Here is a 25,319-nt window from a genome sequence, read left to right on the forward strand (position 1 = left end):
GGGGGTTGTGCATGGCGAGTGAAGCACGTCGACGCGCAGAACTTGAACTCCCTGAGCGCGACCGCATGCCGCGTTGGGTGCCGCGCGCGATTGTCGGCGCCATGTTCGCAGTGGTGGGTCTGGCGACCGCGGCGTGGCTGCTCGAGCAGCTGCGCGATCTGCTGATGGTGCTGCTGGTGTCGTTGTTCCTGTCCTTCGCGATGGAGCCGGCGGTGAACTGGCTGGCCGGCAAAGGTCTCAAGCGGGGCCTCGGCACCGCTGCTGTCTTCTTGTTCTCCGCCCTGGCCGCAGCGGCTTTCGGAGCGGCCATTGCCTCGGTGCTCGCCGAGCAGATCAACAAGCTCATCGATGACGCGCCCGGCTACTTGGCCGACATCGAACAGTGGGCCGACGAGCAGTTCGGCATCCAGCTCAGCACCGACGATCTGGCGGCTCAGTTCACCGAGGGCGGCACTGCTGCGTCGCTGCTGAGCGACGTAGCGGGCAACCTGGTGTCGGTCGGGTCGATGGCGATCAACGTCGCGTTGCAGCTGTTCACCGTCGCCCTGTTCACGTTCTATCTCGTCGCCGAAGGCCCCCGGTTGCGTCGTCTTGTGTGCTCGGCGCTGCGCGCGGAGCGGCAGGCGGTCGTGCTGCGGGGCTGGGAGCTGGCTATCGACAAGACGGGCGGGTACATCTACTCGCGGACACTGCTCGCGATTGCGGCGTTCTTGGTCCACTGGGCCGCGTTCGCGATCATCGGTGTGCCGTCACCGCTGCCGCTGGCGATGTGGGTGGGCGTGCTCTCGCAGTTCGTACCGGTGGTGGGCACGTACCTGGCGGGCTTGTTGCCGTTGCTCATCGCGCTGCTCGACAATCCGGTGTCGGCGATCTGGGTCGTCATCGTGGTCTTGGCATACCAACAGCTCGAGAACTACGTCCTGTCGCCTCGGGTCACCGCTCACACCATGAACATCCATCCGGCGGTGGCGTTCGGCTCGGTGCTCGTGGGCGCTGCGCTGCTGGGTTCTGTCGGGGCGCTGCTGGCTGTACCTGCGGCGGCGACCATTCAAGCGTTCGTGTCGACGTACATCTCGCGCCACGAGCTCATCGAATCGGAGATGTTCGATACGCCCCAGGCAGCGCCGGTTGAAACTGGCGAGCCGGACGACGCTGGTGAACAGAACGGGCCGGCTTGCGGTGGCCGCGCTGAATCTGCGGATGCAGGTTCGGCGGCTGAGTCCGATCCGCCGCCGGCGAGCTGAGCCACCGCGCGCGCTTTCGTGCGCCAAGCTGGTCCGGTGACCATCCTCGTCGACGATGCTCTGTGGCCGTGGCGCGGCCGCCGCTGGGCCCACCTCGTCTCCGACGAGAGCTATGACGAGCTGCACCGGTTCGCAGCTCTCATCGGCAAGCGGCGCGCTGCTTTCCAGGGTGACCACTACGACGTCGATGAGACGGAGCGGGAGCTGGCGCTGCGGGCGGGCGCCGTCGCTGTGAACAGCCGTGAGCTGGTGTCGCGGCTGCGGGCCGCGGGGCTCAGAAAACCTCGAGGTGTTCCATCACCGCGTCGATAAAGCCGAAGTTCTTGGGCGTGGCGAAGTGATCGCAGCCACGCAGACCGGTGAATGAAGCATCCCCCAAGGCGTCGAGGAGCGGATCCGCGGGGCCTGCGAAGTCTTCGGTGCCGAGGACCACTCGCACCGGATGGGTGATGCGTGCGAACTCGGCGGCGCCGAGCGGTGCGTGCTTGCGGCGCATGAATGCCGCCAGCGCTTGGCCGTCCTGGTCCGGCTCGGCGGCATAGCGGGCGAAGGTCTGGGCGTGGACATCATCGGCCTCGGCTTCGCCGGCGACGCCGCGCGCGATTCGTTCGGCCTGTTCGTCGTCGCGTTCGAACAGGTTCCGGCCGACGCCTGAGACGACCAGGCGACCGAAGCGCTCGGGTGCCATCGCCGCCATGACCAGCAGCGTGCGTGATCCCATCGAGAAGCCGACGCCGTCGACAGTTTGATCACCGAACTCCGAGGCGAGCCGCTCGACCAGCTTGGATTCCATGTCGGCGTATCCGGCGGGATCGTGGTGCTTCGGCGCCGAGCCGTGCCCAGGGAGATCCCACGCGATGACCTCGCGCCCGCCGTCGGTCAGCAGATCGATGATCCCGGTCGGCTGCCAGGTGCTCGCCACCGAGCCAGTGAAGCCGTGGAGCAGGAGCACGGGGTTCGCCATGGCGGGAAGTCTGGCAGAGCGGTGACCTACCCTGCACCGGAACATTGGGCACCGAGGCGCCACCCGCCCGAGCCCCGAACAGAACCTGAGTCTCCCGATAGAAGAAGGCGAGCACCCCACATGAGCACGACGACTGCGCCGCCCATTCGGATTGCCAACTGCAGCGGTTTCTTCGGGGATCGCCTCGCTGCCGCTCGCGAGATGGTCACCGGTGGCCCTATCGATGCCCTCACGGGCGACTGGCTTGCCGAGCTGACCATGCTGATCCTGTCGCGTATCGCGGCCAAGCGGCCCGGCGCCGGCTACGCCCGGACGTTCGTCACCCAGATGGAGGAGGTCATGGGCACCTGCCTGGACCGGGGCATCAAGGTGGTGACCAACGCCGGGGGTCTGAATCCTTCGGGGTGCGCTGACGCCGTGGCCGAGGTCGCGGACCGGCTGGGCCTCAACCCGTCCATCGCCTATGTCGACGGCGACGACCTGACGGACCGCTTGGGCGATTTGATCACGGCGGGAAACGACTTCGCCCATCTCGACACCGGTCAGCCTTTGGGCGAGCTGGCCGATCGGATCGTGACTGCGAACGCGTACATCGGCTGCTGGGGAATCGTGGAGGCCCTGCATCAGGGTGCTGACATCGTCATCACCGGGCGCGCCACCGATGCAGCCGTCGTGGCCGGGCCCGCGGCGTGGCATCACGGTTGGAGCCGTGACAACTGGGATGGGCTGGCCGGCGCGATCGTTGCGGGGCACGTGATCGAGTGCGGCGGGCAGGCCACGGGTGGCAACTACAGCTTCTTCACCGAGATCGCCGACATGACCCATCCGGGATTTCCGTGGGCCGAGGTGGCAGCGGACGGCTCCAGCGTGATCGGCAAGCACTCGAGCACCGGCGGCGAGGTGTCGGTCGGCACGATCACCTCGCAGTTGCTGTACGAGATCCAGAGCGAGCGCTACCTCAACCCCGATGTGGTGAGCCGCTTCGACACCATCGAGCTGACCCAGATCGGGCGCGACCGGGTCCGCATCAGCGGTGTCCGCGGCGAGCCCGCACCTCCCACGCTCAAAGTGGCCATGAACTATCAGGGCGGATTCCGCAACCAGATCTCCGTCGGGCTGACTGGCCTCGACATCGAGGCAAAGGCCGAACTCATCGAGCGCCAGTTCTGGCATGCGTGCCCCTATAGCCCTGACGACTACGAGACCGTGGTGCGCAAGTTCCTGCCGACGCACAAGGCCGACCCCGGCACCAACGAGGAAGCCGTCGCCGTCTACAAGATCGTCGTGAAGGACCCCGACGAGCGCAAGGTCGGCCGTGCGTTCTCGAATGCAGGCGTCGAGATCGGCCTGTGCTCGATTCCTGGGATGTTCGGCACAGGCGGAGGCCCCGGTCCGGGCCAGCCCTTCGGGGTGTACTGGCCCGCGCTGGTAGACGCGGAGCTGGTTCCCATGCAGGTTGTGGTGGACGGCCGGCGGACGGTGGTCGACAGCACCCCTCCCGACGCCAGTTTCCCCGGAGTGGCGGTGGCGCCTCCCGAGCGGGTAGCGCCCGCGAGCGGGCCGACACGCATGGTGCCGCTCGGCACGCTGTACGGCACACGCTCGGGCGACAAGGGCCCGAATGCGAATCTGGGGATCTTCGCCCGCTCGGCTGAGGCCTTCTGGTGGCTGTCCGACTTCTTGACCGTCGAACGGCTTGCGCAGCTCATGCCCGAAGCGGCCGAGCACCGGGTAGATCGCTATGACCTGCCAAATATCTGGAGCCTCAACTTCATCTTCCACGGGCTGCTGGAAGAAGGCGTGGCTGCGTCGACCCGGCAAGACCCACAGGCGAAGGCGTTGGGGGAATACCTGCGCGCCAAGCTGGTCGAGATTCCTGAGGCTCTGCTGGGCTAGCCGGCTATCGCCCCTGCAGGTCTTGCAGCGACATTCGTGGGCCGTGGCGCGGGGGTGCACCGGCGGACTTGGCCAGTCCTTGCACACGGGCACGCTGGCCGCGGTAGGGCTCGAGCAGTTCCAGCATCCGGGCGTCGTCGCCGCGCCGCTCCCCGGCCAGGTGCCAGGTGACGTAGTTGGGAATCTGGTAGTCGCCGACGATCACCGAATCGGGGTCGCCGTGGCAGAGCAGCACGACGATTGACGCAGTCCACGGTCCGATGCCCCTGACGGCTTGCAGGCGGTCGCGGGCCTCGGTGGGCGACAGCCGTGCCACGCTCTCGAGCGTGCCGGCCCGCCGGGCGAAGGCGATGATTGCCTCGGCGCGCCGGCGTTCGATGTCGAAGCGGTGAAATTCGTGGTAGGCGAGCGACGCCATGAACTCGGGGGCAGGCGGCAAGCGGAGCCTGTCCGGCGCCGGTCCGGGCGGGCGGCGACCCCATCGCCGCAGGATGCCCTGCCATGAGTTCCGGGCGTTGAGCCCGGGAACCTTCTGGCCGCACACCGTTGGAACGACATGCTCCCAGACCGTGCCGGTAGCGGTGAGGCGGCGCTGCGGCCAGCGACGGACCCAGCCCGCAACGATGCTGTCGTGGGGGACGAGGGCCGCAGGCTCATCGTGAGCGCCCATCAGCGCCGGCACTCCGGCGACGGCATCGGCCGCGCCCGGTCCCCACCCGGCGACATCAGCAGCGTGTCCGGCACGAGTGATGTGCAGCGTGGCCTCGCCTGCGGGCGTGTCGGTGGCCCGCCAGATCACCGGGCCGTCGTAGAGCACCGGCCCCAAGGTGCCCTTGCCGCCCACGCGTCCGAGTGCCTTTCCTGCATCCACGGAGAAGCTGAACTCGAAACGCTCCCGCACGTCGGGCTGCGCCGTTCCCGATGCGGCGGCTGTGCCGGGGCCCGACGGCATCACAAGTGCTGTCTAGGCGTTGGGCTCCGCGATGACGGGATTTGTCAGCGTGCCGATGCCTTCGATCGTGATGGACACTTCGTCGCCCGGGCTGAGCAGGCGCGGCGGGTCGAAATACAGACCCACACCAGCCGGCGTTCCCGTGGCGATGATCGTGCCCGGATCCAGCGTGAACGCCGTCGAGAGGTGCTCGACGATCTCGTAGCAGTTGAAGATGAGATCGTCGGTCTTGGAGTCTTGGCGGACCTCGCCGCTGACCTCGGTGACGAGGCGGCACCCGTGCGGGTCAATCGAATCGCTGGTCACCATCCACGGGCCGCACGGCCCATGGGTGTCCCACGACTTGCCCATCATCATCGTCGGGCTCGCACGCTGCCAATCCCGCACGCTGACATCGTTCATGATCGTGTAGCCGGCGATGTAGTCGGGCGCATCGGCCGCCGACACGGCCCGGGCAGCGCGCCCGATGACGATCGCCAGTTCTCCCTCGTAGTCGACTACGTCGGGCGCGGCCGCGGGGATGTGGATCGGGTCGCCGGGTCCGACGATGCAGTTGTGGTGCTTGTTGAAGATGATCGGCACCGATGGGGGCTCCCGACCGCCCTCGGCTGCATGAGCCCGATAGTTGAGCCCGACAGCGAGGACGGTTGGCGGGCGCCCTACAGGTGAGAGCAGGTCGGCCTCGTCGAGCGGCGTCACTGCGCCCGTCGCCATGGCGTCGACCGCAGCCACCACGTTGCCGTCGCAGGCGTCGAGCAGCGAGGTCAGGTCGGTGTGGGCGGTCTGCAGTGTCGCTAGGCCGTCGTCGGTCACGATGGCTAGCGCCGGCTGGCCGTCAAGGAGATGTCGTGCGATGCGCATGCGCCGACGCTACAGCGGGCATTGTGCGGATCGCTTGAAGGTGGCACTCTGGCACGCCATGGCTCGCCATGGCGCCGGGGGCTCTACCCCCGGCGTATTCGACTCTGTGCTGGATCCCGTCACGGGACTCCCCGACGTGCGTGTCTTCGCGCTCCTGATCGACCGCAAGCTGGCGTTGGCTCGGCGCGCCCTGCAGCCGCTTTCGGTGGTGTTCTTCGAAGTCGACGGATTCGAGGAGCTCAGCGGCACACAGGCCCGGGTCGCTCAACGGCTCGCGGCACGCTTGGTGCGTGGCACGCTGCGCGAGTCCGACAGCGTGTGCCATTGCACCGGCGGGCTTCTGGCCGCAATCCTCGACGACACGCCTCACGGCGGTGCGGTGTGGGCCGCCGATCGGGTTCGCCGTGAGGTCGCCGCGCGCTCGTATAACACCGGCGTCACGCTCTCGATGGGCGTTGCCAGCTATCCCACCCATGCCCTCGAAGCAGCCGAATTGCGCGACCGTGCCTACGCCGCGCTGTTCGTCGCCCGCTCGCTCGGCCCCTCCCGGCTCGAGGTTGCCGAGCCAATGCCGCGCTAGGGCGCTCGACTGCGTTCGGGTTCAGTAGCCGGTCGCAGCGCCGGTGAGCGCCCGTGGATCCGCCGCTCCGGCGAGCACACTGTCGTGCACCTCGATGAGATGCGCATGGCCGTAGGAGTTGTCGTGCGGGGCGTCGGTGCCGACCCGGTGGCCTCGCCGGGTGAGGTCGGCAATGCCGTCGCTGGTTGACCACGGCGCGTGGCCCTCGATGTACAGCTGGAGATTGCCGGGATCTGCCCAGGTGTCGAAACCGGTTCCCTCGGCGGCGCCCCAGCGCCAGCGGCCCGCGCCGATTGCGGACGCCGGTTCTTCGCCGGCGCACAGCGTGCGGGCCAGCACTTGCAGCAGCACCTGTGGCTGGGCGTCGCCTCCCATTGTTCCCACGACCGAGCGCAGCGAACCGTCGGCTCGCTGGACTATTGCGGGGGCGAGCGTGTGAGGCGGGCGCCGCCCCGGCCCGTACTCGGCCGGGTGGCCCGCGACGAGATTGAAGCCGATGCCCCGGTTGTGCAGGCTGATCCGGTGCGTCGGCGTCCACAGCCCCACGCCCCAGCCCCCGGCATTCGATTGGATCAGCGAAACGCCCATGCGATCGGCATCCACCGCCGCGAGGTACATCGTGTCGCCGGTACTGGTGCCCGAGCCGAGTGCTGCCGCAGTGTCGGGCGAGATTGCGGCGCGACGGGGTGCAAGCCGCTGCGGTGCGATGAGCGCAGCGCCGTCAGCGTCCTGCGACAGCACTGCGGGACGATCCCAGCCCGCCTGCTTCGCGGCCTCGGCCAGCAGGTGTGCGAACAGCGGGTCTTCGGGGTCCGCGGGCAGGTCGAGTCCTGAGGCAATCCATGCGCCAGCCAGCGTCAGGTAGCCCTGCGAATTGGGCGGGACGGTCCACAGGGTGTGTCCCCACACATCAGCACGCAGTGGCGTTACCCAGTCGGCGTGGGAGCGGGACACGTCGGCTGCGGTGTACTCGCCGCCGCCCAGCTCGATGAGGTCCCGCGCAAAGTCGCCTTCGTAGAAGGCTTCGCGGCCGCCGTCGATAATCTCGCACAGCGCAGCGGCGACACCGGGCCGGGTGATGAGATCTCCCGGCCGGCTCTGGGGCGAGTAGTCGTCAGCGTTTGCGATGCCGCCGAGCAATGCCGCGGCCGCGGCGCCATGAGGCGAGAGCGGGAAGCCGCCGCTTGCGAGATCGATCGCCGGGGCGAGCACTTCAGCCAGGGGCGCCCGCCCGAATCGTTCGTGCAAGCTCATCCACCCGTCGACACATCCGGGCACCGGCACACTGCGAATGTCGGAACGGAAGCGCATCCGTGTGCGTCCCTCGGCGCGCAGCGCATCGGGGTCGGCGCCGCTGCCGGCTCGACCGCTCGCATTGAGCGCGGCGGGGGCTGCGCCATCGGCGTCGTGGACGAGCGCCCACAGGTCTCCGCCCATGCCGCACATGTGCTGGGTGGTCACCGCAAGCACGGCCGAGGCGGCCACTGCTGCGTCTGCCGCTGAGCCGCCCGCGCGCAGCAGCGAGACACCGGCCTCGCTCGCAAGGTGGTCGACACTGCACACCATTCCATTGCGGGCGTAGCGGGTGGCAAACGGGACCTGGGTACTGCTCATGGATCGAACGGTAGGCCCACTGGCCCGCTGCCGCCTGAGAGGCCGCGCAGGTAGGCGACACCCCCCGGCGGCGCACCCTTCACGCCGTCATGGACACGCTGGGCGAAGCTGCGCGGCAGCGCAGGTAGGCGACACCTCCCGGCGGCGCACCAGTTCTTCGCGCTCTTGGTGGCTTTCGCTCACAGCCGCTCGGGCCACGGCTTCGCCTATCGGCTCAACCTGTCAGGGCAGCAGAACGTTCGGATTGAGCAAACCGGCGGGGTCCAGCGCACGTTTGATGGCACCGAACGCCGCCAGTTCGGCTTCGGTGCGGTTGAGATGCAGTTCGGCGAGTTTGGCGGTGCCGATGCCGTGCTCGGCCGAGATGCTGCCGCCCATTTCGGCGACATAGCGCAGCACGGCTCCGTCCACCTCATCGGCGGGTTCAGCCCCACCGGGGCCCAGCACGTTGACGTGCACGTTGCCGTCGCCGAGATGACCGAACAGCAGCGGCTGCGCCTCAGGATCGACTGCGGTAATGACGGCTTCGACGCCGTCAGTGAATTCGGCGAGGCGAGCCGCCGGCAGCGTCACATCCAGCTTGTGAGGGATGCCCGCGGCCGAGATGGCCTCGGTCACGTTCTCACGGAATGCCCACAGTCGCTGTCGCGCAGCAGGCTCGAGCGCCACCGCCGCATCGACCACGAGATCATCCAGCTCAGTCACGGCGGTGCCGAGTTCGTCGCTCGGATCGGTGCGCGCCGCGGCCTCGGCAATCAGCCATGCCGCGCCGCCGTCAGAATTGCCGGCCCCGTCGTTGGCCAGGCTGCCGACGGGAGGTGCGAGGCCCAGATGGGACGACACCAATGCCATCGCACCCTCGAAGACGGCTTCGAGCGCATGCAGCGAAGCGACGCTGCGGCGCAGTGCTGCAGCGGCGCGCACAGCATCGGCGGCTGACTCGAATGCAAGCAAAGCGGTGGCACGCTCGGGCTGGGTGGGGTGGAGTCGCAGCCGCACGCGCGTGATGATGCCGAGCGTGCCTTCGCTGCCCGCCAGCAGGCTCCCGAGGTCGTAACCGGTGTTGTCCTTCTCGAGGCCTGCGAGGTGGCTCACGACCGTCCCGTCGGCGAGCACCGCTTCGATGCCGACGACCTGAGCCCGCATGGCGCCGTAACGCAGCACGTTGATGCCGCCGGCGTTGGTGGCGACCATCCCTCCGATCGTCGCCGAGTCGCGCGCTGCAAGGTCCACGCCGACGCTGAGATCCGACGCAGCGACATGGGCCTGCGCATCGGCCAGGGTCACCCCCGCGCCCAATGTCACCTGAGTCGCAAGTTCGTCGACCGGTTCGCAGACATTGAGCCGGCGCATCGACAGCACCGCTTCGCCGCCGAGCGGCACGCTGCCGCCGACGAGACCGGTGTTGCCCCCCTGCGGCACGACCGCAACCCTCGCAGCCGCCAGCACGCTCATCACGGCGGCGGTCTCGGCAGTGTCGCCAGGGCGTACCACCAGCGGTGTCGAGCCGGCGAAGCGGCGTGTCCAGTCGACGACGTAGCCCGCAGTGATCTCGGGATCGGTCAGGACGTGCGCCTCCCCGACAATCCGTGAGAGCTCACCGACCAGCGTCGCGTCGATGGCGCCGGCGCTCATGGACCCGCCTCGTGCGCTCCGCTTGCGAGGTTGAGTGCTGGCCTCATGCGCTCATGCTCCCGTCGGCGAGCCGGTGGGCGGCTCTGGCCTGGTGACGGTGCGGTCGCTTGGCCCCGGCCACTGACCTCGCTCGGCCAGCACGTCCAGCAGCACGGTGGGCTCGTCGGTCATCACGCCGTCCACGCCGATGTCGAGCAGCCGGTCCATCTCGACGGGGTCGTCGATGGTCCATACGTATACGGCCGACCCGGTTCGGTGCGCATAGTCGACCAACCGCGGGGTCGCCAACGGGATCGGACCTTGCCGCAGCGGAATCGAAGCGATGCGCCCCCGGAAGGGTCGGCCGCGCGGTGCGAGGTCCCGGTCCTGGCGGATGTGGGCTGCAGGGCCTCGGTTCGGTCGGCTGCGGCGTGCGCCGCTTCGAAGCTGTCGATTCCGGTTCCGTGGTCGCGAGGCGCGCAGCAGCCGTTCCGGCAGCCTCGCCAGGCTCATCACCCGGAGCCGAGCGATCTCCCGTGGGCTGAAGCTGAGGCAGGCCGCATCGCCGAACGCGTCGTCGACGCGCTTGAGACGTTCGTCGGAGAACGAGCCGATGCACACACGGTCGAGCACCCCCGGCCGCCTGAGTGCCTCGATGAGCGGTTCGACGGCCGCATCGGTCTTGGGGTCGATGCTGATGCGCACATCATCGAACGCGTCGAGCAGCTCCTCGAGGCGGGGGATCGGCTCGCCGCCGACGCGAGCTTCCGACACGTCGCTCCAGGTCATCTCCGAGATGCACCCGACACTGTCCGAGGTGGGTGCGAGCTCGTCGTCGTGAAAGACCGCGAGGACTCCGTCAGAGGTCGCCTGCACATCGGTCTCGAGGTAGCAGTATCCGAGGCCGACGGCGCCATTGAAGGCAGCCATGGTGTTCTGCGGCCACATGGCACTGCCGCCGCGGTGGGCGATCGGCACCGGCCCGGGTTCTTCAAGGAACGGGTGCACCGATGTCACAGCGCCAGTATCGCGGCTTGGCCCCGAGATACACGGCGAGCGATGCGTCGCATCCCGAACACGGTTCGCGGCACATGCCGCCCTCTACACGGCGTTCAGTGCTGTCGCCGGTACCGTCACGTCGATGTCCGACGGCAGCGTGGGGGAGCAGGACCCCGGGGGCGAGCATGTGTCGCCGGTCGATGCCTTCGCCACATGGACCGCCAGCGAACCGGTGCCGTTGGACCGGGCGGCGCTGGCCATAGCTGCCCACTGCCGGGCGGATCAGGTGGACGAGGCAGCGGCACTGGCTGAACTGGACCGTCTCGGCAACGCGGTGCGCGAGCCAACGCCAACCGCAGTCGTCGAGCTGCTCTTCGACTCAGAAGGCTTCGGCCCGAATCGGGCCCGCTTTGCCGACCCGGCGAACAGCTACCTCGACCTGGTGGTTTCGCGGCGGATGGGCATACCGATCACGCTTGCAGTCGTCACGATCGAAGTGGCCCGCCGCGCGAGCCTGGAGCTGCACGGTGTCGGCATGCCAGGCCACTTCCTGGTCGGCACGCCCGATCCCGGCACATTCATCGACGCATTCGATGGCCGCATCATCGACCGGGCCGGTGCCGCAGCGATATTCGCCCGCTTCGAGTCGCGCCAGGCGTTCGACGATGCGTTCCTGGCGCCGACCCCGTCCGAGGCAATCTTGCTGCGAATGCTGAACAACCTGCGCACGCTGCATCTGCGTCAACCCGATGCACCGTCGCTGGTGGCCGTGCTGGAGCTGCTCACACGGCTGCCCGGCTGCCCGCTCGACGAGTTCATGCGTCTCGGCCAAGCGCTCGCGACGCTCGGGCGTCCCGACAAGGGCGCACGAGTGCTCGAAGCCGCCGCAGACAAATTCGGCGGCAGCGACGTCGAACACCTCAACCAAGCAGCAACCCGCCTCTGGGCCCAGCTGAACTGACCACAGCCGCCAGTCGCCGCGTGGAAGGTGAGGCAGGGAGCGACGGCACGATTGCGGCTGCCGGGAGTAAGAAGCCGCGCGGATAGGTGAGACTGCTTGTGGCCCATTTCGTTCACGTCATCGAGAGGCTCAGCAAAGCCACCGGTCAGGGCGTTGTCGCTGCCGGCAGCGAGTCGGGCGTTTCCGCAGGTCAGCGCCTATCCGCTGACCCTCTAAGAGATGCCGGTTCGGATTCGGTCTCAGCGATATGCGCGTTCAACGGTTCCGGTCTACGGGAGAGTGCGAGCGGCCGACCTTCCCCGGGCCATGGCTGAGCCAGGCAAACGCGAGTATGTGCCGCTGACGTTCTTCGTCCGCGAGTGGGATGCCTGGCCCGATGAGTGCAGCGCCATGATCGCCGATGCCCCGACGGGCGACGACGCCGACGACTTGTGCCGCATCGCGGCAGTGGTTCATGCGCTCTGTGACCGTGACGGCGTCCCGGTGCCGGCTTGGGTGTTCGATCACCGATCGGAGGTCGATATTGCGTGGGGCAGGCATTGCGTCATGGAGGGCTTCATCTGGGAACAGACCATCGCTGACGCCCCCGCGAACGCCCTGCGCGACCGTGCCGTTGAGCAGGACCGTCAGCGATCCCGCGAAGTCACGTGCCTGGGCACCGAGGTCACTTGGCACGAGGCGGCAAGCAGAACCACGTCTGACGCGCCAGTTCGGTCTCGAACCGGCCAGCACGCGCCTGTTCGTCAAGTTCCTCGCGGCTGAACCCGGTCTCGGCGATCGCGGCTTCAAGAGCTTCCCGAGCCTCGCCAGGAGTCGGTCGATGCACGACAATCTCGCTCGGCTCGGTGAACGTCGAAGTCACTTGTCGGCTCCTCTCTGAGTGCTGGATCAACGCGTTGTCTGTCTCGCGCTAGAAGTTCCTTCTCGTGTGACGGTAGCGAACGGCTGTGACAGTCATGACGTTGGGGTCAGCCGCCGTGGCTTGGGTCTGATCTACGGGTCCTTCACATTCTTGTGGGATAAGGGTGGCCCAAGGGTTCCTGGCCGGGTCGGCGGCGTCGAGCGGTGTCGTGTCTGTCAGTCCCGGTGTGATTCACATTGTTCCGCAGCAGTCAGCGGCCCTGCCCTTGTCTCAGGGCGTGCCTCCTGGATTCGGGGGGAGGCCCGGGGGGAAGTGGGGGTGCCCCCGGGCGTTCTGGTTGGTGGTATGGCGGCTCGACGGCTCGTCGGCTCAACGGCTCGACGGCTCGGCGATGAGCGGGCCGGGCTTCCGTTGCCCCCGGCCGATTCAGGTTGGCGGTGCTCGGGTCGGCTGGTCGGTCGGGGACGGGCCATGGCTGCTGTTCGGTGTGTGGGCTGGCGGCTGGTCTGTCGGCTCGCTCGGCGGCTGGGCTGTCGGTTCGGTTGGCGGCTCGGTTGGCGGTTCGCTTGGCGGTTGGTCTGGCGGTTGGGTTGGCGGTTGGAGCCTGTAGCGGCTGTTGTTGGTGTCCCATTGGGCGGTGAAGTCTTGTTGGTGGATCTTGACGTTGTGGCAGTCGACGCAGACGGTGACGAGGTTGGCGTAGTCGGTGGGTCCGCCGTGTTGCCAGTGGTCGATGTGGTGGTGCTGGCATCGCTCAGGAGCGATGCCGCATCCGACGCAGCCTTTGTCGCGCAGCGCCAGGGCGGCGCGTTGGAGGTCGGTGGCGGTGCGGCGGCTGCGTCCGATCCGCAGATCGCCGGTGGCGGCTTCGAATATTGCGGGCAGCACTTCGGCGTCGACGGCGATCTGGGCGATCTCGCCGATCGGGATCGGGGTGCCGTCGCCGAGACGGCCGCCGGTGAGCTGGTGGTTGACCGTGTCGTAGTCGGCGACGACGATCAGCGACGCGCCGGTGGGGCGTTTGGCGTCGGGATCGCAGATGAGCTCGGTGACGGCGTCGGCCATCCGCTGGGCGGGTGTGCGCCGTGCTGCGGGGTCTTCGTTTCGGAACAGGCGCCGCTCGGCGGCGGCGATCACGGTGCCCAGCCGGGCGCCCATAACAGGGTCGACGCAGAGGCTCAGCACGGTCATGGCGTCGCTGGCGCGGGTGAACAGCTTGGCGGCACGCGCGTCGCGCTGCCGTTCCAGCACCGACTCGCCGTCGTCGCGGTTCACGTCGGCCACATGACGGGCGACGGTGCGACGGAACTCGTCATAGCCCTCACGCTCGGCGCGTTCGGCCAAGAATCGGTCGTCGATGGGGGCGTCGCCCGCGGCACGGGCGATCAGCTGCGCGTGACCGACCGGCACGGTGCCCGCGGTGAGGCCTTGGCGGGTCGCGTCGAGCTCGGCGAGCCGTACTGCGTCGCGGACTTCGCCGCGTGCCCGACGGCCCGAGACCGCCATGGCGTCAGCCGCTGCATGCGCAGCCGCGCCGTCGCCGCTGCGGCGAGCGATCTCGCCCAGCGTGTCCGCTTTCATCGCCGCCAGCCCGGACTCGGCCCGGGCGATCTCGCCCAGCCGAGCCTGCAGGCCCTGCCCGCACAGCCCGGCCACGTCCACCGCATCCACACGCACCCCGCCCGATGCCAACACGCCGACCGACCCGCCGTTCTCGGCTCCCCAAACGCCGTCGCTGTTCATGGGAACAATCGTATGTGGGGGGTGTGACAGGCTCGTCGGCGTTACAGCCGCATCTGTCGCCGCATCACTCGGGGCGACAGGGGTGCCGCTGTCGTCGCCGTCGCTTCTCATGAGAACAACCGTATGTGAGGGGTGTGACACCGTCGTCGGCGTCGCAGCCGCATCTGTCACTGCGTCACTCGGTGCGATGGGGCTGCTGCTGTCGTCGCCGTCGCTTCTCATGAGAACAACCGTATGTGGGGGGTGTGACACCGTCGTCGGCGTTACAGCCGCATCTGTCACTGCGTCACTCGGTGCGATGGGGCTGCTGCTGTCGTCGCCGTCGCTGTTCATGAGAACAACCGTATGTGGGGGGTGTGACACCGTCGTCGGCGTCGCAGCCGCATCCGCCGCCGCAGCACTCAGGGCGATCGGGGTGCCGCTGTCGCCGTCGCTGTTCATGCGGGGCACCGTATGTGAGGGTTGTGACAGTCCTGATCTTGGGGTCAGCCGTCCGAGCTTGGGTCTGATCTACGGGTCCTTCACATTCTTTGTGGGATGAGGGTCGTCCGAGGGTCCCTGGCTGGGTCGGCGGCGTCGAGTGGCGTCGTTTCTGTTAGAGGGAGCGTCAATAGGCGCTGACCTGCGCAAACGCTCAATGCCCCCGCCGTCGGTACGGCGCTGTGACCTGCAGCTTTGCTGGGCTTTCTCATGGCTTGAGCGAGAATGGCCGAAAACCGCTTCGCCTATTGGCGCGGTCTGTTAGTCGGTGATGGTGCCGGTGCCGGTGTCGTCGGTGATGGCTGCGCCGACGGGGTAGGAGAGCTTCAGCTCGAATCTTTCTGTGCCTTCGTTTCGGTTGTCGTCGGCGAGCAAGACTTGGACTTGCTGGGTGAGGGGTCCGCCGGAGGAGAATTTGACGGTGCCCTGGGCGTGGTAGAAGTCGCGGTCGTGGCCGGTTCCTTTCGCGGAGACCGGTGCTGTTTGTTGGGTCTGGTAGAAGACCAGCACGCGTTCGCCGGGTTTCGGCGTGCGGCTGAGGGTGACGGTGAAGTTCATGCACGACATGTAGCCGCCGACGCAGTTGCGGCTGCGTTCGCTGTGTGTTGCGTCACCCACCGACAGCGTCGCCATGCCGGGGGTGACTTCGTTGTCGGCGACTCTGACTGAGGCCGCGCCGTTCGGCGCGTCGGCGACTTGGTAGCCGGTGGCGGCTTGGTAGCCGATGCCGCGCTGCACTGCGACGTAGACGGTGCCGTCGGGCCAGTCGTTGCTGTCGTCGCGGGTGGCGATGTCGAGTGTGGCGGTTCCGCTCGTGCCGATGGTGACGGTGCGGGTGGGGTTCTCGTCGTTGGTGATTCCGATGTTGAGATTCTTCACCCGCACCACGACGGTGATGTCGCTCGTCGGCGGCGGGGTGGCGGTGAGCGTGAACCTTGCGGTGCCGCCCTCGGTGATTGCGTCGCCGCCGGTGATGCTGACCATCGGCGCGTCGGGGGTGGAGTCCACCATGCATTCCAAGGCCGCGATGACCTCGTCGAGCCGGTTGAGGGACCAGCCGTACCGCTGGCGGCGGTCGTGGATCTCTCGCACCTCCGACAGCGTGATCGCGTTCGCCGAACGGTTCAGCGCGTTCTTGATCCGCACCCAGCGGTTGGTGGCAGCAGAGGCGATGCGAGCATCGACATGGGCCAAAAGCTGCGCTGAGACGCACGGGTTCGGCTCAACGGGGCCGTCAGTGACAGGACCCACAGGAGGCGTGAAAACTGGTCGTGTGATGCCCAGATCGTCTGTGTAATCGACTTGTGCGCGCAGTTCCTTGCCCACGTCGCCGGCACGGACAACGTACTGGTCGACATTATTCAGTACAGCCATGCCCCCCGAGATGAGAACAGGGGACCATTCCCCGCCGGGGTCTCTCTTGTGCCAAAAGTGATCAGCGACGGTTCCGTTGCCGTCGGGATCGTCGGCGACCCGATTGACGGTCAGGGTCTCGCCCACCAAAGGATCGCCGGACAGCTCGAACGACGCAGGGCCGCCGTCCTCGACCAGCTTGTAGGTCCTTGAGGTATCGGTCGTCACGCCATAGCCGGCCCCGGCGACAAGCGTCAGGATGATGGTCTCGCCGCTGTCTTGGACGTTGTCCGCGGTGGGCGTCACCGTGAGGACATCAACGGTAGTCCAAGTCATCGTCCCCGACGGGATGACGAAGGTGCCCGTCCCCGCAGAGTAGTCCTGCGTCCCTCCGCTGACGGCGCTAAGGGTGTAGTCCGTACCGGCGGTGGCCGTGCCGCCCATCGTGTAGTTCACCGTCAGGTCAGCCGTCAGGTTAGTCCCTATGGCCCCGGTGGCCTGCACTCTGAAACGGGTGGCGATGCTGGCGCCAGCATCTTCCGCGATGGTGATCGTCGCGCTACCACTTCTGAAGATGTTCCGGTTAGGCGTCTCTGCCGCGGCCTGACTCGGCAGCACGCCGAGCAGCACCGCGAGGGCGACGAGCAGAAGCGCCGGGCGTCTGAGCCGCGCCCGCCCTACGCGCTTGGGGCGATCAGCGCGATTCTTGGGGGGGGGGGGGACTGCCGCCGCGAACCCGACGCGGCGCTACCCGGCCGATGCGTCTGAGCGCGCTGGCTGTGTGGCGATCATGCTTGCCCATCGTGACGGCCTCCACTCGGTGGGTCCCTGGGCCCCACATCCGATCACCCAGTGTGCCATGAGGAGGCGACTTCCACCAGCCCATCTGCGGCCATGTTCTGGCTGACACGCCTGCCGGGCACTCGAGCCGAACGCGGTCGCCCCGGATTCAACGCAGCCCCAGCGGCACCGGGACCGGTTCGGCGGGGCCGCCGTGGCCGGGTTTGCATTTTTCCGATCTGGTCAAGGTGTGTCGCGTGTGTTTCGGCGAGTCTCGGCGCCAAGGGAGCCAACTGATCTACCGGACGCCTTGGCAGGGCATGCTTAGAGTGAACATCCAGAACCACAGCGGAGACGCGAAGCCCTATCAGGTGCGTCAGGTCCTGCGTGCGATCGGCTTGATGGAGGCCGACAGTGAATGATCCTCGGTACCAGTATCGAGCTTTCGGGTCGGACGAAGACGATGCCTGGATTGGCGTGTGCAACGGCTTTGTGCTGGTGAGCCACATCGCTCCAACGAAGGCGGAATGTCTTCGCGGCATCCGTGCGCTGGTGGACGACATCGTGGCGGACTTGCAAGGCGATGGCGAGGTGCTGCCGCCGCCGCCGCTCTGCTGGGATGCTTTCGACGCCCGCCATCTCGACACGGCAGTCGGCTCGACCTGCTGACTACGCCATTTCGCTTCTGGGGCGCTGCGCCGGCACCTCGCGGCCGGCGAACGTCAGGGGATGCCGCAGCGTTCGTTGCGCACTCCGCACCGTGAGCTACGTCTACAGGCCGATGGCGAGGTCGGACCGGCCTCGCAGGTGGGTGCGCTCATTGACCGACAGCACGCTGCGGTGACCATGGCTTGACGCGAAGACGCGGGTGACCGAGGTGTAGTCGACGTCGAATCGGAGGAATGCGTCGGCATCGAAGCCCAAGCAGCGAGCGAGGTAGGCGTTGACGACCCCACCGTGGCATGCCAGAGCGACGCGCTGGCTGCGGTGGTCAGCGACGATCTCGTCGACGGCATGGTTGACCGTGGCGATGAATTGCGCCGTGCGCTCCGCGTCGCCGAACGAGCCAGTCGCCAGCTCGTTCCAGCGCTCGCGGTCGGTCTCCTTGAGCACCTCCATGGGCACGTACGCGGGGGAGTCTCGGTCGAACTCGCTGAGGCCGTCTCGCACGGCCGGCACCAGACCGGTCGCGCCGCCGATGGCCTCTGCGGTCTGCAACGCCCGCCGCATCGGGCTGGCGTAGAGGGCGTCGACGCTCATCTCGGACAGCCATCCGGCCACGGCTGCAGCTTGCTGGCGACCGATCGCCGACAGCGGCGGGTCGGCGGGTTGCCCATCGTGTCGCACAACTCGTTCGGGTTGGCCGTGACGGACGAAGACGAGTTCCACGGCGGCTGACCCTATTGGCCCAACGCACCGAACCTCTGGAATCGATAGCAGGGTGCCTTGACGGGAGCGGTACCGTGGTGCTACATGGCAAGACGGACCAAGATCATCGCCAGCGTCGGACCAGCCTGCAGCGACGCGGCGACCATGACAGCCCTGATCGAGGCAGGTGTCGATGTATGGCGCCTCAGCTTGGCGCACGGCACGCTCGACGAGCAGGTCGAGACGTTCCGGAGGCTGCGCGCCATCTCGGAGGAATCGGGCCGCCATATCGGGATCCTGGTGGATCTGCCCGGCCCTAAGGTGCGCTGCAAGCCGTTTCCCGAGGGCGGCTGCGAGATCGCCCAAGATGCCGTGCTCTCGCTGGGCATCGACGGCGACGCCAGCACCGCAGACCGGATCGTCGTGGACTACGAAGGCTTGCTGACCGACGTGGGCCCTGGCGACCAGCTGTCCTTCGGAGACGGCAACGTGGTGCTAGCGGTCGAAGACCGGGCATCCAACGCCCTCAAAGCCCGTGTCCTGCACGGCGGTCACCTCGAAGGACGGCCGGGCCTGCACGTTGACTCGTCCAAATTGCGCATGAGCACGCCGACCCCGAACGATCTGAAGCTGGCCGACACGTTCATCGACCTGGGCACCGACATGGTGGCGCTTTCGTTCGTCCGCTCCGCTCACGACATGCGGCGCTTGGGCGTCGAACCGCACCCGCGCGGCCCGCTGCTAGTGGCCAAGATCGAGACCAACGCGGCCGTGGAGAATCTCGACGGGATCATCGAAGCGTCCTCGGCGGTCATGGTGGCCCGCGGCGACCTGGGCGCCGAGTGCGACATCGAGGAATTGCCCCATCTGCAGAAGCGGATCATCGAAGCCTGTGTAGCGCACGGCCGACCGGCCATCACCGCGACGCAGATGCTGGAATCGCTGCTGCACTCGCCGGTGCCGACCCGGGCCGAGGCCTCCGACATCGCCAATGCAGTGTTCGACGGCACGTCCGCGGTGATGCTGAGCGGTGAGACGGCCATCGGCCACGACCCGGTGAACGCCGTGCGGACCATGGCACGCATCACCGAGCGAGCCGATGAGCGCTTCGACTATGAGGCGTGGTGGAACCGGCTGCTGTCGGTACGCAGGAAAGACGACAGCGCCGCCGACTACATGCGGGTGACCGACGGCATCACCCAGGCAGCGTCGAGACTCGCGACCGAACTCGGCGCACAGGCGATCATCTGCCTGAGCCGGTCGGGTTTCACCGCTCGCAGCATGGCCAGATTCCGCCCATCAATGCCGCTGCTGGGCCTCACGCCCGAACCTCGCACCGCCATGCAGCTCTCGCTGTCGTGGGGGACCCGCCCGCTCGTGTTCGGCGAGCGTCTGACCCCGGCAGAGTCGGCTCTCGAAGCTGTGCACGCTGCGGCACGGTCAGGCATGGTGCGCAGCGGCGACATGGTTGTAGTGGTGTCTGGCTCGAGCCCCGAGTCTCACGCCACCGACAACTTGCGCGCCATGCGCGTTCCCTGAGACTGAACCGCTCGGTGAAGCCGTGGCCCCGGGCGCCCGCCAGAGCGTCGCGGAGTTGCCCTGGACACGATCGCGAATCACGGCTGCCAGGCCTGGATCAACCCGTGTCAATGTCGATGTCCACATCGATGCGGCTGGGGTCGATGCGATCGGGCCCGCACAGCGGATTGTCGGGCACCTGGACCGTGCGGCCAAGGACATCGCACGAGCAGGTTTGTTGACAGTCCCGTAGTCCCGACCACTGGACTGCCAGCGCTGCTGCGGCACCGACGAGCACCACCGAGATGAGCACGGCCAGCGCCAGCTTGCGGATCATTCGCAGCACAACGACGGCCGCGATCACGAGGCAGGCGATGCCACCGACGAGTGCTGCGCTGAGGCGGTCAGCATCCAACCACTCGGGCAGCACTCATCTGAGGTTACGCACCGTCGCTGCGGGGCACAGGGATCGATTCCGGGTCTGAGCAGGGGTGCTCACTAGAGTCAAGGCGAATCTGCTGACTTCGACGAGGTTCCCCAATGGCTGCCACTCCCATCGACCTGCGGCCGGGCGGTCTGCCCGAGACGGTCCTGGATCCGGCCCCGTCGCCGGCCGCAGCCGCATTCGAGGCGGCCATGGAACTGCCGCCGGACGACCGCGTTGCGGCACTGGCGCGTGTCGCAGCCCATTGGCCGCGGATGCTCGAAGCATGGGCGGAACTGGGCCGCTGCGCGGCAAGCAGTGGCCGGCACGTCGAGGCGTACGCCTATTGCCGGGTGGGATACCACCGCGGCCTGGACGCGTTGCGAGCGGCGGGTTGGCGCGGCAGCGGCTACGTCCGCTGGACGGAGCCCACCAACCACGGCTTCTTGTGGTCGCTGCTGGGCCTGGGTCGCTCAGCCGCCGCCATCGGCGAGGACGACGAGGCCGACAGGTGCGCCGGGTTCCTGGTCCAACTGGACCCCGGCGGCGAGCCCCCAACCGGTGAGTGGCCACAGGCGTGAGGCCTGCCGGCGTCGTGCTGTGCGGCGGCGCTTCGACGCGCATGGGCAGCGACAAGGCCAACCTGGAGCTGGTGGGACGACCGCTGGCGCTGTGGGTTGCCGACGCATTGACGGCGGCGGGGGCGCACCCGGTGGTCGCGCAGGGAGGCAATCCGCCTGCACCTCTCGTGGCTGAACCCGACAGCACGCCACTTTCCGGACCGCTCGCTGGACTGGTCGATGCGCTCGAGCGTCACGGCGATGTTCTCGTGTGCCCGACCGACGTGCCGACGGTGCCTGTCCACCTGCTCGCCGCTCTGATTCGCACGGCGCACAGCACGAGCGAGCCGGTTGTGCTGGCCCGCAGCGACCGTGTCGAGCCTCTGATCGGCCATTACGCCCGCGCATCGCTCTCGATGCTGCGGGCGGGCCTGCGCGACGGCGCACGTGGACCCAAAGCTGTCCTCGACCTCGATGCCATCCCGACGGTGTCGGTGGAGGTGGCTGATGTTCTGAATGTGAACAACGCCGCCGACCTCGCTGCAGCCGAGGCGATTGTGGCGACTCGTGACATTGCGCGACCGGGAGCGGGTTGACGGCCATGGCACGTCGGCGCGCGCGGCCCCAGCGCGCACGGGCACCGCGCGACGGGGCACCGCGCGAACGGCCGCAGCACGAATGGATCGACTCCCAGGCTGCGCTGGAGACTCTCGTTACCGATCTGGTGGCCGCCGACTGCATTGCCGTGGACACCGAGTTCCACAGAGAGCGCAGCTACCGCCCCCAGCTGGCACTGGTCCAGATCGCATTCGACGACCGGGTAGCGCTCGTGGATCCCACGACGACCGACGTTGCCGTCTTGCGTGCCGCCCTCGATGCCGACGTCTTGGTCGTGATGCATGCGTGCGCTCAGGACATCGAAGTGCTGTCCCAGGAGTGCGGCGCCATACCGTCGAAGCTCTTCGACACCCAGGTGGCCGCCGGTTTTCTGGGAATGAGCACACCGTCGCTGGCGGCGCTGGTCGACCGCCTCCTCGGCGTGCGTCTGAGCAAGGGTGATCGGTTGACGGACTGGTTCGAGCGGCCGCTGCGAGCAGCCCAGCAGCGCTATGCCGCAGACGATGCGGCGTACCTCATCGAGCTGTACGACGAGCTTCGCACCCGCCTGAGGGCACTGAACCGGTGGCAATGGGCGCTGGACGAGTGCGAGCAGTGGCGAAGGCCCCCTGGACCGCCCCCGGAACCGACCCAAGCTTGGACCCGCATCAAGGGAGCGCGCCAATTGCGCGGGCCGCAGCGGGCGGTGGCGTACCAGCTCGCCGCATGGCGGGAGCGAACCGCCAGCGAGCGGGACATTCCTGTGCGCTTCGTGCTGTCGGACATGGCACTGCTGTCGATCGCGCAGCGGCGCCCTCGCAGCATCAGCGAGTTGCAGGGATTGCGGGGCGTGGACGGCAACCAGTTCCGCGGACGGGCAGGCGATCGGGTCATCGCCGAGGTTGCGAGAGGTCTCGACATGGCATCGGGCGACATCCCGTCGGGCGCGCTGTCGGCGGGACCCAACGTGGACGCGGCACTGCAGCCGGCGGTACCCCTCGTCGGCGCCTGGGTGGACGAGGTGGCTCGTGGCGAGGGCATCGATCGCAGCTTGTTGGCGACCCGTTCCGACATAGCGGCATTGCTCGCCGGCGACCCCGCATCCCGGCTGAGCACCGGCTGGCGGGCAGAAGTGGTAGGCGACGGCATCAGGTCGCTGCTGGCGGGGGAGGCCGCTCTGGCCTTCGATCCGGCGTCGGGCTTGCAGCTCGAACCGCGGCCCGGCGGAGGGCCTCAGCGCTGCGAATGACACGCAGCGTCGCGCCCCGGGCGGTAGGGTGACAGGGCACTTCGTAGAGCACAGGTGCCTTATCCTGCGCGGATACAGGCACGTCCGGATGCAGGCAAGCGAAGCCTCGCAGTCGAGCACGAGGAGCCAGCCGGTGAAGAAGGGTCGACATCGCCGCTACGAGGAGGCTCGCAAGTTTCAGCGTGCCACAGCGGAGCGTTTCACCATCGAGGACTACGACTTCGACAACTCGGATCGATTCGGTGTCGAGTTCGACGACGAGGATTCGGATCCCGATGATCAGTACGGGCACCTGGCCGACAAGTACGACGACGACTACTCCGATCTCGAGGCCAAGTACGCCGATTTCGACGGTGACGCCGACGCTGACTCGGACGCGAACTCCGAGGCGTCCCAGCGCGAGAGCGCCTGAGCGTCCCAGCCGACTCAGCTGCGAGGCCGAGACGGTTCACTCGCGTCGGCGAACAGCAGGATGCGGCAGCAATCGCGCAGATGCGGCGCGCACGTTGAGCTCGGCGCACAACTCGGCATAGATCTCGGGTCCGCAGATGGCTGTCAGCTCGTCGCGTAACGCTGTGAAAACGCGCTGGCTGCCGACGTGAGCGTTCGCCGACGACGTACACCACCAGGAGACGTCGGTGTCGGGTCCTCCCCAGTCGCGCAGCTCCCATTCCCGCACCATCGTGTAGACGTGGCCAGTGACGGTCTCGTGGTCCTCGCGGCGGATCGGCGCCTGCCAGCAGATCTCGGGCTTGGTGTCCATCGGCCGCCGACCGGTGCGCTTGGCCAGTACGTGGAAGGCGCAACCCGCGCCGGCGGGGTGATCAATCCGATTCGCGAACACGCAGGCTCCGTCCACGACCTGAGTTCGCCACCAGCCCTCGCCGTCTTGCCACAGCGCCTCTGCAGAATCCCGGCAGTGCTGCCAGATCTCGGCGTCCAGTTCGGCGATCATCGAACGGATGTGCGCGAGGTCGTCGTCGCCGTTGAGGTATGCGCCGTGGCTGCAGCAGCCCAATGCCAGCTCGGGGGCGGGTTCGGTGTCGATTCCCGGGCAGCCAGCGCCATAGATGCACGTCCAGGCGCTGGTGAGAAAGGTCACATCGAACAGCCACGTGCGATGCTCGTGCGGGTCCTCCAGCGAGAGCCATTCCCGTGCGTCATCCCCGGGGCTCCAGTCATCGACGCTCACACCGATATCAGAAGCCATTCGCGGCGAGCCTACGGTACGGTCGCGCTGTGGTTCCTGAGGCTGATGCGGCGCCAGACGCGGCCCTGCTCGCCGACCTGCGCGGCGTTGTGGGCGATCGGGCACGCGACAACGACTTTGAGCGGGGCCTGTACAGCCGTGACGGCTCGATCGAGGGCAGCCCGCCTGCGATCGTGTGCCTGGCTGAGACTGCGACCGAGGTTGCCGAGATCGTGCGCATCTGCCGGCGTCACAGCCGGCCGTTCCTGGCCCGTGGCTCGGGAACCGGCTTGGCCGGGGGAGCAGTGCCGGTCGGCAGGCCGGTCGTGATCGCCACGGCGAAGATGGATCGCATCGTCGAGGTCGACGTCGACAATCGCGTCGCCTGGGTCGAGCCTGGGGTGCTGAACCTCGACCTGTCGCGAGCATTGACGCCGCTGGGGTTCCACTTCGCCCCTGATCCTTCGAGCCAGCAGGTGTGCTCGCTCGGCGGGAACATCGCCAACAACTCCGGGGGGCCGCACTGCCTCGCCTATGGCGTCACGACGGCGCACATCGCCGCACTTGAGGTGGTGCTGCCTTCCGGTGAGACCACCATGTTGGGCGGGGTGGACGCTGAGCCGCCTGGACTCGACCTGCGCGGGCTCTTCGTGGGTTCCGAGGGCACGATGGGCATCGCCACGAAGGCCGCGGTGCGTCTTACGCCGAACCCGCCATCAGTCCGGACGCTGCTGCTTGATTTTGACGATGTCAGCGAAGGCTCGGCCGCCGTCAGCGCCATCATCGCCGCGGGGCTGGTGCCGTCCGCGCTGGAGATGATGGACCAGCGTGCCATCGAGATCGTGGAGGCGTTTGCCCACGCCGGCTACCCGACCGATGCCGCAGCGGTGCTGCTGGTCGAACTCGATGGCCTGCCCGGCGGTGTCTCCGCAGGCGTGGAGATCATTCGCAAGGTCGCCGAGCAGTACCACGCCGGCCACGTGCGAGTCGCAGCCGACGACGCGGAGCGAGCTCTGCTGTGGAAGGGTCGCAAGAACGCATTCGGCGCGGTGGCGCGGATCAAGCCCGACTACTACCTGCACGACACGGTGGTGCCCCGCTCACGGCTGACCGAAGTGCTCGATCAGGTGTACCGGATCGCAGACGCCTACGACCTGATCGCAGTCAATGTGTTCCACGCCGGCGACGGGAACCTGCACCCGATCCTGGCGTTCGACCGACGCGAACCCGGTGTCGACGAGCGAGTGAAGGCGGCGGGCCGCGACATCGTCGCTGCATCCATCGCAGCGGGCGGCGTGCTCAGCGGCGAGCACGGGATCGGCTTGGAGAAGCGGGACTACATGGGGATGCTGTTCAGCGCCCACGACATGTACACACAGGACCTGGTGCGTGAGACCTTCGATCCTGACGGGTTCGCCAATCCGCTGAAGGTGATCCCGTCGGGCTCACGCTGCAGCGATTCATTCCACCAGCAGGTGCCTGAAGGTGCTTGGGTGTGAGTTCGCAGTCCA

Annotated in this window: 25 protein-coding genes; 14 read left to right on the plus strand and 11 right to left on the minus strand. The window is 67.7% G+C overall.

All coding sequences use genetic code 11. The features are described from left to right. Positions 1–11 precede the first annotated feature (11 nt). Positions 12–1,244 (plus strand): AI-2E family transporter, encoded by a 1,233-nt coding sequence (locus ACOOF5_RS13230; protein ID WP_420439882.1) that lies wholly within the window; start codon positions 12–14, stop codon positions 1,242–1,244. Positions 1,245–1,280: 36 nt separating this feature from the next. Next, positions 1,281–1,556, plus strand: coding sequence for a DUF4031 domain-containing protein (locus ACOOF5_RS13235; protein WP_420439884.1), 276 nt, complete (start codon positions 1,281–1,283; stop codon positions 1,554–1,556). Here ACOOF5_RS13235 and ACOOF5_RS13240 read toward each other — a convergent pair. Beyond that, entirely contained in the window at positions 1,519–2,208 is a 690-nt protein-coding gene (locus tag ACOOF5_RS13240) for an alpha/beta fold hydrolase (RefSeq protein ID WP_420439886.1), read from the minus strand. The genes ACOOF5_RS13235 and ACOOF5_RS13240 overlap by 38 nt on opposite strands. Before the next feature lie 120 nt (positions 2,209–2,328). Between ACOOF5_RS13240 and ACOOF5_RS13245 the strand changes: the two genes are divergently transcribed. After that, entirely contained in the window at positions 2,329–4,104 is a 1,776-nt protein-coding gene (locus ACOOF5_RS13245) for an acyclic terpene utilization AtuA family protein (protein ID WP_420439888.1), read from the plus strand. 4 nt (positions 4,105–4,108) lie between these two features. Here ACOOF5_RS13245 and ACOOF5_RS13250 read toward each other — a convergent pair whose 3' ends face one another. Together ACOOF5_RS13250 and ACOOF5_RS13255 are read right to left on the minus strand one after the other, a co-directional pair. Next, the gene (locus ACOOF5_RS13250; protein WP_420439890.1) at positions 4,109–5,056 is read right to left on the minus strand and encodes a DNA-3-methyladenine glycosylase family protein; all 948 of its coding nucleotides are present in this window, start codon (positions 5,054–5,056) and stop codon (positions 4,109–4,111) included. Between the two features lie 12 nt (positions 5,057–5,068). Further along, entirely contained in the window at positions 5,069–5,917 is an 849-nt protein-coding gene (locus ACOOF5_RS13255) for a fumarylacetoacetate hydrolase family protein (protein ID WP_420439892.1), read from the minus strand. On the opposite strand from ACOOF5_RS13255, the gene ACOOF5_RS13260 reads away from it, so the two are divergent. Further along, the gene (locus tag ACOOF5_RS13260) at positions 5,910–6,497 is read left to right on the plus strand and encodes a GGDEF domain-containing protein (RefSeq protein WP_420439894.1); all 588 of its coding nucleotides are present in this window, start codon (positions 5,910–5,912) and stop codon (positions 6,495–6,497) included. The two genes, ACOOF5_RS13255 and ACOOF5_RS13260, sit on opposite strands and share 8 nt — an antisense overlap. A gap of 21 nt (positions 6,498–6,518) precedes the next feature. On the opposite strand, the gene ACOOF5_RS13265 is transcribed toward ACOOF5_RS13260, so the two are convergent. The 3 genes from ACOOF5_RS13265 to ACOOF5_RS13275 form a co-directional block, all read right to left on the minus strand. Then, positions 6,519–8,111 (minus strand): gamma-glutamyltransferase family protein, encoded by a 1,593-nt coding sequence (locus ACOOF5_RS13265; protein ID WP_420439896.1) that lies wholly within the window; start codon positions 8,109–8,111, stop codon positions 6,519–6,521. Positions 8,112–8,333: 222 nt separating this feature from the next. After that, positions 8,334–9,746, minus strand: coding sequence for an FAD-binding oxidoreductase (locus ACOOF5_RS13270; RefSeq protein ID WP_420439898.1), 1,413 nt, complete (start codon positions 9,744–9,746; stop codon positions 8,334–8,336). Positions 9,747–9,797: 51 nt separating this feature from the next. Then, on the minus strand, positions 9,798–10,742 hold the full coding sequence (locus tag ACOOF5_RS13275) for a glycerophosphodiester phosphodiesterase family protein (RefSeq protein WP_420439900.1): 945 nt from the start codon (positions 10,740–10,742) through the stop codon (positions 9,798–9,800). Positions 10,743–10,866: 124 nt separating this feature from the next. Here ACOOF5_RS13275 and ACOOF5_RS13280 point away from each other — a divergent pair, with 124 nt between their 5' ends. Then, positions 10,867–11,685, plus strand: a complete 819-nt coding sequence (locus ACOOF5_RS13280; RefSeq protein WP_420439902.1) for a transglutaminase family protein — start codon at positions 10,867–10,869, stop codon at positions 11,683–11,685. 306 nt (positions 11,686–11,991) lie between these two features. Then, a complete protein-coding gene (locus ACOOF5_RS13285) occupies positions 11,992–12,447 on the plus strand; it encodes a hypothetical protein (RefSeq protein WP_420439904.1) in 456 nt (151 codons plus the stop codon). Positions 12,448–12,973: 526 nt separating this feature from the next. On the opposite strand, the gene ACOOF5_RS13290 is transcribed toward ACOOF5_RS13285, so the two are convergent. Then, a complete protein-coding gene (locus ACOOF5_RS13290) occupies positions 12,974–14,290 on the minus strand; it encodes an HNH endonuclease (RefSeq protein ID WP_420439906.1) in 1,317 nt (438 codons plus the stop codon). Positions 14,291–14,399: 109 nt separating this feature from the next. Here ACOOF5_RS13290 and ACOOF5_RS13295 point away from each other — a divergent pair, with 109 nt between their 5' ends. Then, on the plus strand, positions 14,400–14,831 hold the full coding sequence (locus ACOOF5_RS13295; RefSeq protein ID WP_420439908.1) for a hypothetical protein: 432 nt from the start codon (positions 14,400–14,402) through the stop codon (positions 14,829–14,831). Positions 14,832–15,031: 200 nt separating this feature from the next. Here ACOOF5_RS13295 and ACOOF5_RS13300 read toward each other — a convergent pair whose 3' ends face one another. After that, complete coding sequence (locus tag ACOOF5_RS13300) at positions 15,032–16,741, minus strand: Calx-beta domain-containing protein (protein WP_420439910.1); 1,710 nt, start codon at positions 16,739–16,741, stop codon at positions 15,032–15,034. Between the two features lie 576 nt (positions 16,742–17,317). Between ACOOF5_RS13300 and ACOOF5_RS13305 the strand changes: the two genes are divergently transcribed. Continuing rightward, positions 17,318–17,572: a hypothetical protein gene (locus tag ACOOF5_RS13305; protein ID WP_420439912.1), complete on the plus strand. Its 255-nt coding sequence runs from the start codon at positions 17,318–17,320 to the stop codon at positions 17,570–17,572. A gap of 102 nt (positions 17,573–17,674) precedes the next feature. Here the strand turns inward: ACOOF5_RS13305 and ACOOF5_RS13310 are convergent, their stop codons facing one another. Then, positions 17,675–18,292, minus strand: coding sequence for a histidine phosphatase family protein (locus tag ACOOF5_RS13310; RefSeq protein ID WP_420439914.1), 618 nt, complete (start codon positions 18,290–18,292; stop codon positions 17,675–17,677). 84 nt (positions 18,293–18,376) lie between these two features. On the opposite strand from ACOOF5_RS13310, the gene pyk reads away from it, so the two are divergent. Beyond that, positions 18,377–19,810, plus strand: coding sequence for a pyruvate kinase (gene pyk / locus ACOOF5_RS13315; protein WP_420439916.1), 1,434 nt, complete (start codon positions 18,377–18,379; stop codon positions 19,808–19,810). A gap of 97 nt (positions 19,811–19,907) precedes the next feature. On the opposite strand, the gene ACOOF5_RS13320 is transcribed toward pyk, so the two are convergent. Next, positions 19,908–20,219 (minus strand): hypothetical protein, encoded by a 312-nt coding sequence (locus ACOOF5_RS13320; protein WP_420439918.1) that lies wholly within the window; start codon positions 20,217–20,219, stop codon positions 19,908–19,910. A gap of 110 nt (positions 20,220–20,329) precedes the next feature. Here ACOOF5_RS13320 and ACOOF5_RS13325 point away from each other — a divergent pair, with 110 nt between their 5' ends. The 4 genes from ACOOF5_RS13325 (at position 20,330) to ACOOF5_RS13340 (ending at position 23,031) form a co-directional block, all read left to right on the plus strand. After that, positions 20,330–20,794 carry a DUF3151 family protein gene (locus ACOOF5_RS13325; RefSeq protein WP_420439920.1) on the plus strand — a complete coding sequence of 155 codons (465 nt, stop codon included), beginning with the start codon at positions 20,330–20,332 and terminating at the stop codon, positions 20,792–20,794. Continuing rightward, a complete protein-coding gene (mobA, locus tag ACOOF5_RS13330) occupies positions 20,791–21,369 on the plus strand; it encodes a molybdenum cofactor guanylyltransferase (protein ID WP_420439922.1) in 579 nt (192 codons plus the stop codon). The genes ACOOF5_RS13325 and mobA overlap by 4 nt, the downstream gene beginning before the upstream one ends. 5 nt (positions 21,370–21,374) lie before the next feature. Next, positions 21,375–22,619 (plus strand): ribonuclease D, encoded by a 1,245-nt coding sequence (locus ACOOF5_RS13335; protein ID WP_420439924.1) that lies wholly within the window; start codon positions 21,375–21,377, stop codon positions 22,617–22,619. 133 nt (positions 22,620–22,752) lie between these two features. After that, positions 22,753–23,031, plus strand: coding sequence for a hypothetical protein (locus tag ACOOF5_RS13340; RefSeq protein WP_419839309.1), 279 nt, complete (start codon positions 22,753–22,755; stop codon positions 23,029–23,031). Positions 23,032–23,067: 36 nt separating this feature from the next. Here the strand turns inward: ACOOF5_RS13340 and ACOOF5_RS13345 are convergent, their stop codons facing one another. After that, entirely contained in the window at positions 23,068–23,829 is a 762-nt protein-coding gene (locus tag ACOOF5_RS13345) for a hypothetical protein (protein ID WP_420439927.1), read from the minus strand. Positions 23,830–23,858: 29 nt separating this feature from the next. Here ACOOF5_RS13345 and ACOOF5_RS13350 point away from each other — a divergent pair, with 29 nt between their 5' ends. Beyond that, entirely contained in the window at positions 23,859–25,307 is a 1,449-nt protein-coding gene (locus tag ACOOF5_RS13350; RefSeq protein WP_420439929.1) for an FAD-linked oxidase C-terminal domain-containing protein, read from the plus strand. The last annotated feature ends 12 nt before the right edge of the window (positions 25,308–25,319 follow it).

Origin of the sequence: Candidatus Poriferisodalis sp. (genome assembly GCF_965214215.1) — a bacterium.
Lineage (GTDB): Bacteria > Actinomycetota > Acidimicrobiia > Acidimicrobiales > Poriferisodalaceae > Poriferisodalis.

What these genes read in the sequence shown, in the direction of transcription:
- ACOOF5_RS13230 (WP_420439882.1), top strand. Translation starts at nt 12, where the DNA reads ATGGCGAGTGAAGCACGTCGACGCGCAGAACTTGAACTCCCTGAGCGC.
- ACOOF5_RS13240 (WP_420439886.1), bottom strand. Translation starts at nt 2,208, where the DNA reads ATGGCGAACCCCGTGCTCCTGCTCCACGGCTTCACTGGCTCGGTGGCG.
- ACOOF5_RS13245 (WP_420439888.1), top strand. Translation starts at nt 2,329, where the DNA reads ATGAGCACGACGACTGCGCCGCCCATTCGGATTGCCAACTGCAGCGGT.
- ACOOF5_RS13250 (WP_420439890.1), bottom strand. Translation starts at nt 5,056, where the DNA reads ATGCCGTCGGGCCCCGGCACAGCCGCCGCATCGGGAACGGCGCAGCCC.
- ACOOF5_RS13260 (WP_420439894.1), top strand. Translation starts at nt 5,910, where the DNA reads ATGCGCATGCGCCGACGCTACAGCGGGCATTGTGCGGATCGCTTGAAG.
- ACOOF5_RS13255 (WP_420439892.1), bottom strand. Translation starts at nt 5,917, where the DNA reads ATGCGCATCGCACGACATCTCCTTGACGGCCAGCCGGCGCTAGCCATC.
- ACOOF5_RS13265 (WP_420439896.1), bottom strand. Translation starts at nt 8,111, where the DNA reads ATGAGCAGTACCCAGGTCCCGTTTGCCACCCGCTACGCCCGCAATGGA.
- ACOOF5_RS13270 (WP_420439898.1), bottom strand. Translation starts at nt 9,746, where the DNA reads ATGAGCGCCGGCGCCATCGACGCGACGCTGGTCGGTGAGCTCTCACGG.
- ACOOF5_RS13280 (WP_420439902.1), top strand. Translation starts at nt 10,867, where the DNA reads ATGTCCGACGGCAGCGTGGGGGAGCAGGACCCCGGGGGCGAGCATGTG.
- ACOOF5_RS13285 (WP_420439904.1), top strand. Translation starts at nt 11,992, where the DNA reads ATGGCTGAGCCAGGCAAACGCGAGTATGTGCCGCTGACGTTCTTCGTC.
- ACOOF5_RS13290 (WP_420439906.1), bottom strand. Translation starts at nt 14,290, where the DNA reads ATGAACAGCGACGGCGTTTGGGGAGCCGAGAACGGCGGGTCGGTCGGC.
- ACOOF5_RS13295 (WP_420439908.1), top strand. Translation starts at nt 14,400, where the DNA reads ATGAGAACAACCGTATGTGAGGGGTGTGACACCGTCGTCGGCGTCGCA.
- pyk (WP_420439916.1), top strand. Translation starts at nt 18,377, where the DNA reads ATGGCAAGACGGACCAAGATCATCGCCAGCGTCGGACCAGCCTGCAGC.
- ACOOF5_RS13325 (WP_420439920.1), top strand. Translation starts at nt 20,330, where the DNA reads ATGGCTGCCACTCCCATCGACCTGCGGCCGGGCGGTCTGCCCGAGACG.
- ACOOF5_RS13335 (WP_420439924.1), top strand. Translation starts at nt 21,375, where the DNA reads ATGGCACGTCGGCGCGCGCGGCCCCAGCGCGCACGGGCACCGCGCGAC.
- ACOOF5_RS13345 (WP_420439927.1), bottom strand. Translation starts at nt 23,829, where the DNA reads ATGGCTTCTGATATCGGTGTGAGCGTCGATGACTGGAGCCCCGGGGAT.